At 63.9% G+C, this 797-nt stretch carries 1 protein-coding gene; it reads right to left on the reverse strand.

Annotated features, from left to right (window positions below; genetic code table 11):
- Nucleotides 1–797 (reverse strand): condensation domain-containing protein (locus KP22_RS21010; RefSeq protein ID WP_039326322.1); only part of this gene is annotated, 797 nt, incomplete at both ends.

Here is a 797-nt window from a genome sequence, read left to right on the forward strand (position 1 = left end):
TGGTCGCTTTTACCTGCGCCAGCAAGGCACCCACCGATGCCTCGCCGTCCACCCGGTTGCGCAGCGCCAGCGTATTGACAAAGAAACCGATCAGCGGCTCCAGCTCGGTGCGGGTACGCCCGGCCACTGGCGAGCCGACCACGATGTCATCCTGTCCGCTCAGGCGATAGAGCAACAGCGTCCAGCCGGCGAGCAGCGTCATATACAGCGTGGCACCATGACGCGCCGCCAGCGCTTTCAGCCCGGAGGTCAACTGCGCATCGAGTGTAAAATCGATGTATCCGCCAGCATAGTTTTGTACTGCTGGCCGAGGTCGGTCGGTTGGTAATGCCAACATCGGCGGCGTTTGCCGCAACTGTTCACGCCAGTACGCAAGCTGCGCCTGAATCGGCGCAGTAGTCACCACACGCCGCTGCCAGGCGGCGTAGTCCGCATACTGAATGGCCAGCGGTGCCAGCGGATCCTGCTGTTGCCGACTGAACGCCCGGTACAGTTCGCCCAGCTCCCGCATAAAGCAGCCGAGCGACCAGCCGTCAGCGACGATATGGTGCATCGTCACCAGCAGTACCTGCTCGCGCTCGTCCAACTGTATCAGCCGACCGCGGATCGGCGGCCCTTGCTGCAAATCGAAGGGCGCGGCGGCCTCTTCATCGGCAAGCTGACGCAGCTCATCGGATGCCGCAGGCCGCCCGCGCAGGTCGTGCACGGCGAGCGCAAAAGGTGCCGGTTCATCAATCTGCTGCCACGGCACGCCCTCCATCTCGACAAACCGCGTACGCAGCGCCTCATGACGCACG

The organism is Pectobacterium betavasculorum (assembly GCF_000749845.1).
Lineage (GTDB): Bacteria > Pseudomonadota > Gammaproteobacteria > Enterobacterales > Enterobacteriaceae > Pectobacterium > Pectobacterium betavasculorum.